Annotated in this window: 7 protein-coding genes; 2 read left to right on the forward strand and 5 right to left on the reverse strand. The window is 62.8% G+C overall.

From position 1 onward, the window contains the following. The first annotated feature begins 15 nt into the window (after positions 1-15). Together I3J13_RS15440 and I3J13_RS15445 are read left to right on the forward strand one after the other, a co-directional pair. The gene (locus I3J13_RS15440; protein WP_196379357.1) at positions 16-1,800 is read left to right on the forward strand and encodes a gamma-glutamyltransferase family protein; all 1,785 of its coding nucleotides are present in this window, start codon (positions 16-18) and stop codon (positions 1,798-1,800) included. Positions 1,801-1,804: 4 nt separating this feature from the next. Continuing rightward, the gene (locus I3J13_RS15445; protein WP_196379358.1) at positions 1,805-3,616 is read left to right on the forward strand and encodes an ABC transporter ATP-binding protein; all 1,812 of its coding nucleotides are present in this window, start codon (positions 1,805-1,807) and stop codon (positions 3,614-3,616) included. 39 nt (positions 3,617-3,655) lie between these two features. Here the strand turns inward: I3J13_RS15445 and I3J13_RS15450 are convergent, their stop codons facing one another. The 5 genes from I3J13_RS15450 to I3J13_RS15470 all read right to left on the reverse strand — a co-directional run. Continuing rightward, complete coding sequence (locus I3J13_RS15450; protein WP_196379359.1) at positions 3,656-4,462, reverse strand: inositol monophosphatase family protein; 807 nt, start codon at positions 4,460-4,462, stop codon at positions 3,656-3,658. Further along, entirely contained in the window at positions 4,459-5,295 is an 837-nt protein-coding gene (locus I3J13_RS15455) for a glycerophosphodiester phosphodiesterase (protein ID WP_196379360.1), read from the reverse strand. The genes I3J13_RS15450 and I3J13_RS15455 overlap by 4 nt, the downstream gene beginning before the upstream one ends. Position 5,296: 1 nt before the next feature. Then, positions 5,297-6,331, reverse strand: a complete 1,035-nt coding sequence (locus tag I3J13_RS15460) for an ABC transporter ATP-binding protein (RefSeq protein ID WP_196379361.1) — start codon at positions 6,329-6,331, stop codon at positions 5,297-5,299. 9 nt (positions 6,332-6,340) lie between these two features. After that, positions 6,341-7,165, reverse strand: coding sequence for an ABC transporter permease (locus I3J13_RS15465; protein ID WP_196379362.1), 825 nt, complete (start codon positions 7,163-7,165; stop codon positions 6,341-6,343). Between the two features lies 1 nt (position 7,166). Beyond that, a partial coding sequence (locus I3J13_RS15470; protein ID WP_196379363.1) for an ABC transporter permease subunit occupies positions 7,167-7,517 on the reverse strand: 351 nt, incomplete at its 5' end.

Genomic DNA, 7,517 nt, shown 5'->3' on the forward strand with positions numbered 1-7,517 from the left:
ACAAGGAATATCGGAATGAATGAATTCACCACACGCCCTGAAATCCTTGGCACCTTCGGCGTCGTCACCTCAACGCACTGGATCGCGTCGGCCGTTGGCATGGCGATCCTCGAAAAAGGCGGCAATGCTTTCGACGCCGCCGTCGCCACAGGTTTCGTCCTGCAGATCGTCGAGCCGCATCTGTGCGGTCCGGGCGGAGATATGCCCGCCGTGTTTTATTCGAAGCAGAAGGACAAGGTGGAAGTCATCTGCGCACAGGGCCCGGCCCCGAGCGGTGCGACGATTGAACATTACACGTCGGAAGGGCTGAAGCTGATCCCCGGCGACGGGCTGCTCGCCACCGTCATTCCCGGCGCTTTCGATGGCTGGATGCTGATGCTGCGCGATTATGGCACCATGAGCGTGCGCGAAGTGCTGGAACCCGCCATCTATTATGCCGAGCACGGGCATCCGACATTGCCGCGCGTCTCCGCCACCATCAAGGGGCTGGCCGATTTCTTCGAGAAGGAATGGCCGACATCCCATGAGACGTGGCTGCCGGGTGGCGCGGCACCCGAGCCTCACGCCAATTTCCGCAATCCGGTTCTGGCCGCGACCTATCAGCGGATCGTCACTGAAGCCGAAGCGCGTTCCGGCCGCGAAAACCAGATCGAGGCGGCCCGCGACGCCTTTTATCGGGGTTTCGTAGCGGAAGCTATCGACGGTTACGTGAGGACTGCGGAAGTCATGGATGCCAGCGGTGCTAAGCACAAGGGCGTGTTGACGGCGCAGGATATGGCGGATTGGAGCGCGACCGTCGAAGCGCCGCAGACGCTCGACTATCACGACTGGACGATTGCCAAGACGCCCGCCTGGGGGCAGGGTCCGGTTCTCCTGCAATCGCTCGCGCTTCTGAAAGGTTTCGACATTGCGGCCATGGACCCCTCCGGTCCCGATTTCATTCACACCATCGTCGAAGCCATGAAGCTCGCTTATGCCGACCGCGAGGTCTATTACGGCGATCCGGAATTCGGGCAGATCCCGACGGAATATCTCCTGTCGGAAGGCTACAATGCCGGCCGCCGGGCGCTGATAAGCGGCGAGGCGTCGCTGGAGCTGCGCCCCGGCACCGTGCCGGGTTATGAAAAGCAGGTGGACGCCACGATGGCCATGCTGGCCGAGATGAGCGGCACCGGCACGGTCTACGAGCCGACCATGTCGCATCTGACGGAGAAGCGCGGTGACACGGTGCATATCGATGTGATCGACCGCTGGGGCAATATGGTTTCCACCACGCCTTCGGGCGGCTGGCTGCAATCCTCGCCCATCGTGCCCGGCCTCGGTTTTGCGCTCAATTCCCGCGCCCAGATGTTCTGGCTGAAGGAGGGCCTGCCGACCTCGCTTGCACCGGGCAAACGCCCGCGCACCACGCTGACGCCTTCACTTGCGCTTCATCAGGGGCGTCCCTCCATGGTGTTCGGCACGCCGGGCGGCGATCAGCAGGACCAGTGGCAACTGCCCTTCTTCCTGCGTTATGCCCATCACGGCAAGAACCTGCAGGCCGCCATCGACATGCCGCTGTTCCACACCGCGCATTTTCCGGGTTCGTTTTATCCGCGCACCAGTTCGCCGGGTGAAATCACCGTGGAAAGCACCGTGGGCGAAGCGACCTTGCAGGAGCTTCGCCGCCGCGGGCACCGCGTCACGGTTGCCGATGCATGGTCGGTCGGGCGGCTCACCGCCGCGCGTCGCGATGCGGATGGTCTGCTGCGTGCCGCTGCAACACCGCGGCTGATGCAGGCCTATGCGGTAGGGCGGTGACACCATGGAGACAAACCCCGTCCTTTCCGTCCGTAACCTCACCACCTCCTTCCTCGTCGATGGCGCGTGGAAGAGCGTGGTGCGCAATGTGTCCTTCGATGTCGCGCCCGGCGAAACCGTCGCGATTGTCGGCGAATCCGGCTCCGGTAAATCGGTAACGTCGCTGTCTCTTATGCGCCTGCTTGCCCCGGCCTCCAGCCGGATCGAGGGTGAAGTGCTGCTCAACGGGCGCGATCTTCTTGCGCTTTCCGAAAGAGAAATGCGCGGCGTGCGCGGCAACGATATCTCGATGATCTTTCAGGAGCCGATGACCTCGCTCAATCCGATCTTCACCATCGGCCGCCAGATTTCCGAAGTTCTCATCCGGCACAAGGGGCTTTCGAAGCAGGAGGCGCGGGCGGAGACGGTGCGGCTGCTGGAAAAGGTCCGCATTCCCAACGCCTCCGGTCGTTTCGACGAATATCCGCACCAGTTTTCCGGCGGTATGCGCCAGCGGGTGATGATCGCCATGGCGCTCGCCTCACGGCCGAAACTGCTGATCGCCGACGAGCCGACGACGGCGCTCGACGTCACCATTCAGGGCCAGATACTCGATCTTATCAAGCTGTTGCAGGAAGAGGAGGGCATGTCCGTCCTCTTCATCACCCATGACATGGGCGTCGTGGCCGAAATCGCCGACCGGACGATCGTGATGTATCGTGGCGATGAAGTCGAGACCGGACCGACCGAGGACATCTTCCGGCGCGGCAAGCACCCCTATACGCGGGCGCTGCTTTCGGCGGTGCCGAAGCTCGGCTCGATGCGCGACCGGCAATGGCCGACACGGTTTCCGGTGCTCGACATGAAAACCGGCCTTTCGAGCGAGCCGCAGGAGGTGGCCGGAACAGTTGCGAGCGGGCAGACGCCGGTTCTGTCGGTCCGAAACCTTGTGACGCGTTTTGCCATCCGCTCCGGCCTGCTGGCACGCCAGACGGGCGCAGTCCATGCGGTGGAAAACGTCTCCTTCGATCTGTTCCAGGGCGAAACGCTGTCGCTGGTGGGTGAATCCGGCTGCGGAAAATCCACCACCGGCCGCTCGATCATGCGGCTTGTGGAGCCGACGGCCGGCGACGTGTCGCTCGACGGTTACGACGTGATGCGGCTCGATACGGTCGGCCTTCGCAATATGCGCAAATCCGTGCAGATGATCTTTCAGGACCCCTTCTCGTCGCTCAATCCGCGCATGACAGTGGGCACGGCGATTTCCGAGCCCTTCATCAAGCACAAACTGGGCAGCAGCAGACAGGCGAAGGAAAAGACTGCCGATCTTCTCGAAAAGGTGGGCCTGTCCGCCGATATGGCCAGCCGCTACCCCCATGAATTTTCGGGCGGTCAGCGCCAGCGCATCGCCATTGCCCGTGCGCTGGCGCTCGATCCGAAGGTTATCGTTGCCGATGAAAGCGTCTCGGCGCTCGATGTCTCGATCAAGGCGCAGGTCTGCAACCTGCTGCTCGACCTGCAACAGAGCCTCAACCTCGCTTTCCTGTTCATCAGCCATGACATGGCGGTGGTGGAGCGCGTCAGCCATCGTGTGGCGGTGATGTATCTCGGCGAGATCGTCGAGATCGGCCCGCGTGCGGCGGTTTTCGACAATCCTCAACATCCCTATACGAAAAAGCTGATGGCCGCCGTGCCGGTGCCGGACCCGGCAAGGCGCGGGATAAGGCGCGGCATATCCAATGACGAGCTGAAAAGCCCGATACGGGCCATGGGATATGAAACGCCGGTGCGGAATTACAGGACGGTGTCGCCCGGCCATCTGGTGCAGGTGGCCTGAGACGATTGCTGCGGCATGGATGCTCCGAAGACGAAGCCGTTATGCGGGGTTCTTGGGCGGAACGCCGCGCAGGTGCTCCATGAGATAGGCATGGGTCGCGGCATTGGCGACGATCAGCGTACCGGTCTTCTCATAGAACTCCGGTCCGCGGCCCCACCAGTCGGTCACGATGCCGCCGGCCTCCTGCACCAGCAGAATGCCGGCTGCCGTGTCCACGAAGCCCGTTTCCTCGTAATAGCCGGTCAGCCGGCCGCAGGCGACGTAAGCGCAGGAATTGGCGGCGCTGCCGACCACGCGGACCGCGCCGATGGGCGCACGAATGGCGTCGAGGCGCTGATAGGCGCCGGGATAAAGCTGGAGATTGGGTGTTGGCAGGCCGGTGCCGACGCACATCAGGGCGACATCGGTGCTGGCATTGACCCGCAGGCGCTCGCCGTTGAGATAGGCGCCGTCTCCCTTGATCGCGGTGAACATCTCGTCGGAAACGGGATTGTAGACTAGCCCGCAGATCGTGTCATTGCCGCGGCGAAGCGCAATGGTGATGGTATAGTGCTGGCCGAAGATGAAATTGGTGGTGCCGTCGATGGGGTCGACCAGCCAGCGGTGATCCTCTGCCCCTTCGACGGGTGCGAATTCCTCGCCGGTTAGTCCCCACGGATATTGCCCGAGCAGGCGTTCGCGGATCAACGTTTCGGAATCCCTGTCCGCATCGGAAACGAAGTCCCCCGGTCCCTTGACGCCGATTTCGATCTCGCGGAAGCGCCTGAAATGGTCGAGCGTCAATGCGCCGGCTTCGCGGGCGGTGGCGACCATGTGGTCGAGAATAGCGCTGTAATTGACTGTCATCGGCTGAAAACCTCGGCGAGCCCTTCCGGATCATCGGTGGTGATCTGGTCCACCTTAAGCCGCAAGAGGCGTTTCACCTGTTCTATGGATTGCGGTGTGACGCTGTTGATCGTCCAGGCGTCGATCCGGCGGCCGGTGGCATGGATGGGGGCGATGATATCGACGCCCGCATCCTCGGCGGCAAGCACGATTTCGTAAGCGAGGTAGATCATGTCCGCATCGGGCGCTGTGGCAAGGGCGTCTTCGATGAAGCCCAGATAGTTTCCGCTTGTCTTCAGTGCTGCTAGCGTGCCGCGGTGGCAGGGATCATATCCGGTGCGAAGGCCGGGGGCTGAGCCGGCCAGCGTGGCGATGGCGTCGAAATCGCCGCCCGACAGGATCACCGACTTTGTTATTGGCGAAACGCTCGCCCCGAAACCGGCGACCACCTGCGGGGTAAGCGCCTGCCGGTCTTCCTTGAAATCGAGCTGGAGCAGGGCGTCGGGATGAACGGCGCCCTCGGCAAGCAGGGCGCAAAGGTCTTCGAGCAGCATTACCTTCGCGTCGATGGGCTGGCCGTCATTGTCGCGCAGGTGGAGCTGACGCAGCGCGGCGGCGGATGTATCGCGCACCCGGCCGGTGCCGGTGGTCTCCCGCTCCAGCGTCCGGTCATGCAGGACGGCGCAGCCATGATCGGCATGGATGACGAGATCGACCTCGATGCTTGCACCGAGCCGCATCGCCTCGATGATACGCTCGCCGGTAAAGACTGGATCTTCGGCGCGGCGGCGGGCGCGATGCCATTTGAGCCATGTTCTGTGGCCGTCGCGGTCGATAAGGATCGGCTGGTTCATGTCAGCTCCGGTAGATTGGGCGGTTGTCGCGATAGGCCGTGACGGCACGGGGCGAAATCTGTACGCCCTGTCCCGCCTGAAACATATCCGGGTGGGCGACCATGGATTTGATCCTTGTACCATCGGCGAGATCAAGGTCGACAAGGCCGTGGGTGCCGTAATCCGTCACCCGGTGCACACTTGCTTCCGGCGTTTCGGAAATCGTCAGATCGATGGCTTCCGGGCGAACGGCGAGAATGGCCGGTCCGTCGGAGACCGGAAGCGGCAGGGTGAAGTCGGCGCGCATGAAGGTTCCGTCTGAAACCGCGCCCTCTATCAGGTTCATGGTGCCGATGAAGCCGGCGACGAACGGGGTCTGCGGTTCGCGGTAGATGACGTTCGGCCGGTCGATCTGTTCGGTCTTGCCGTTCGCCATCACGACGATGCGGTCGGCCATGGAAAGGGCCTCATCCTGACCGTGGGTGACGAACAGCGTGGTGATGCCGAGACGCTGCTGAATATCGCGCACCTCTTCCCGCAGCCGCTCGCGCAGATGCTGGTCGAGGCTGGAGAAGGGCTCGTCAAGCAGGAGTATTTTCGGTTCGAGAACCAGCGAGCGGGCGAGCGCTACGCGCTGCTGCTGGCCGCCGGAAAGCTGGCTGGTGGCGCGCTCGCCATAACCGGAAAGCCCGACGAGTTCGAGCACGGCCTCCACTTTCTCTCTGATGACTGCAGCCGGCATGCGGCGCAGCCTGAGGCCGAAAGCGAGGTTTTTGAAGACGTTCATATGGCTCCAGAGCGCGTGGCTCTGAAACACCATGCCTGTCGGCCGCCGTTCCGGCGGCAGGTGGGTGACATCTTCGCCATCGATGGTGATCTGCCCGCCCGTCGGTTGCTCAAAACCGCCGACCATGCGCAGCAGCGTCGACTTGCCCGAACCGGAGGGGCCGAGAAGGCAGACGAGTTCGCCATCGGCGACATCGAGCGAGAAGCTGTCGACTGCCTTTGTCCCGCCGGAATAGGTTTTCGTGACCTGGCGGATGTGAAGTACGGACATGATGATTTCCTAACCGCCGAAACCGCGGGCGAATGCGCCGCCACCGATGACGCGGCGGGCGAACATGAGGGCAATGAAGGACGGCACCCAGAGCAGGACGGACAGGACCGCGCCATACTGGATGACCATCTGGTTGTTGATGTAGCTGATCATCAGCACCGGCATCGTGCGGATGCCGGGCGCGCCGATCAGCCATGCGCCTTCCGTTTCGTAAAAAGTGCCGACGAAGCTCAGCAGCACGGCGGCGGCGATGGTCGGTCCCGCCTGCGGCAGCGTAATCGACCAGAAGACCCTGAGCGGACTGGCGCCGACATCGCGGGCCGCCTCTTCCATGCGCCGGTCGACAGCCTGAAATGCCGCCACGGGAATCCAGATCATGAACATCAGCGTGCCGACGAGCTGGATGAGAACGACGCCCCAGAAGGTACCGATGAGGTTGAGCTGCAGGAAAATGGCGGCGATCGCCACCAGAAGCCCGAATTTCGGGAAGGCGTGGCCGGCAAGGAAGGAGAAGAACAGCAGGTTGCGGCCGGGAAAGCTCATGCGCGCAAAGGCATAGGCGGCGGGAAGGCAGACCACCGCTGAAAGCAGCGTTACCACCGTTGTCAGCCGCAGGCTCAGCATCAGCGCGTTCCACACATCGGCGCGTCCGAGCGTCTGCCCCCAGAAGCGGAAACCGAACTGCTGGGGGATGACGTTGGGAAAACGCCAGACCTCGGTGAATGCCCAGGTGCCCACCACAAGCAGCGGCCCGACGATGGCGACGGTGAGAAGGGCGGCGAAAAAGATGCCGGGCCAGTCCACGCGCGTTCGCGCCGGCGTAAGGGTCGTCATGTCATTTCCCCTGGTTGCGTGCGACCGAACGCACGTAGAACAGGCCGAATGCGATGCAGAAACCGAAAGCGATGACGGCCTGGGTCATGGCACCGATGGGATCCTGCACTTCGCGCAGCGTGCGCTGCATGAAGGGGCCGAGCATTTCGGGAGAGGCCGGTCCGAGAAGATAGGGCAGGGTGAAGGAGGAAAAAATGCCGAGCACCGAAAAGGAAAGCGCCACGAGGATGGAATTGGAAATGCGCGGCAGGATGATGTGCCAGAAGACCTGAAGCGCGTTTGCGCCCACATCCCGTGCCGCCTCCACCGACTGGTTGGCGACGCTGCCGAGGCCTGCGAGCAGGATGAGAAC

It is taken from the genome of Agrobacterium leguminum (genome assembly GCF_015704895.1).
Classification (GTDB): Bacteria; Pseudomonadota; Alphaproteobacteria; order Rhizobiales; family Rhizobiaceae; genus Agrobacterium; species Agrobacterium leguminum.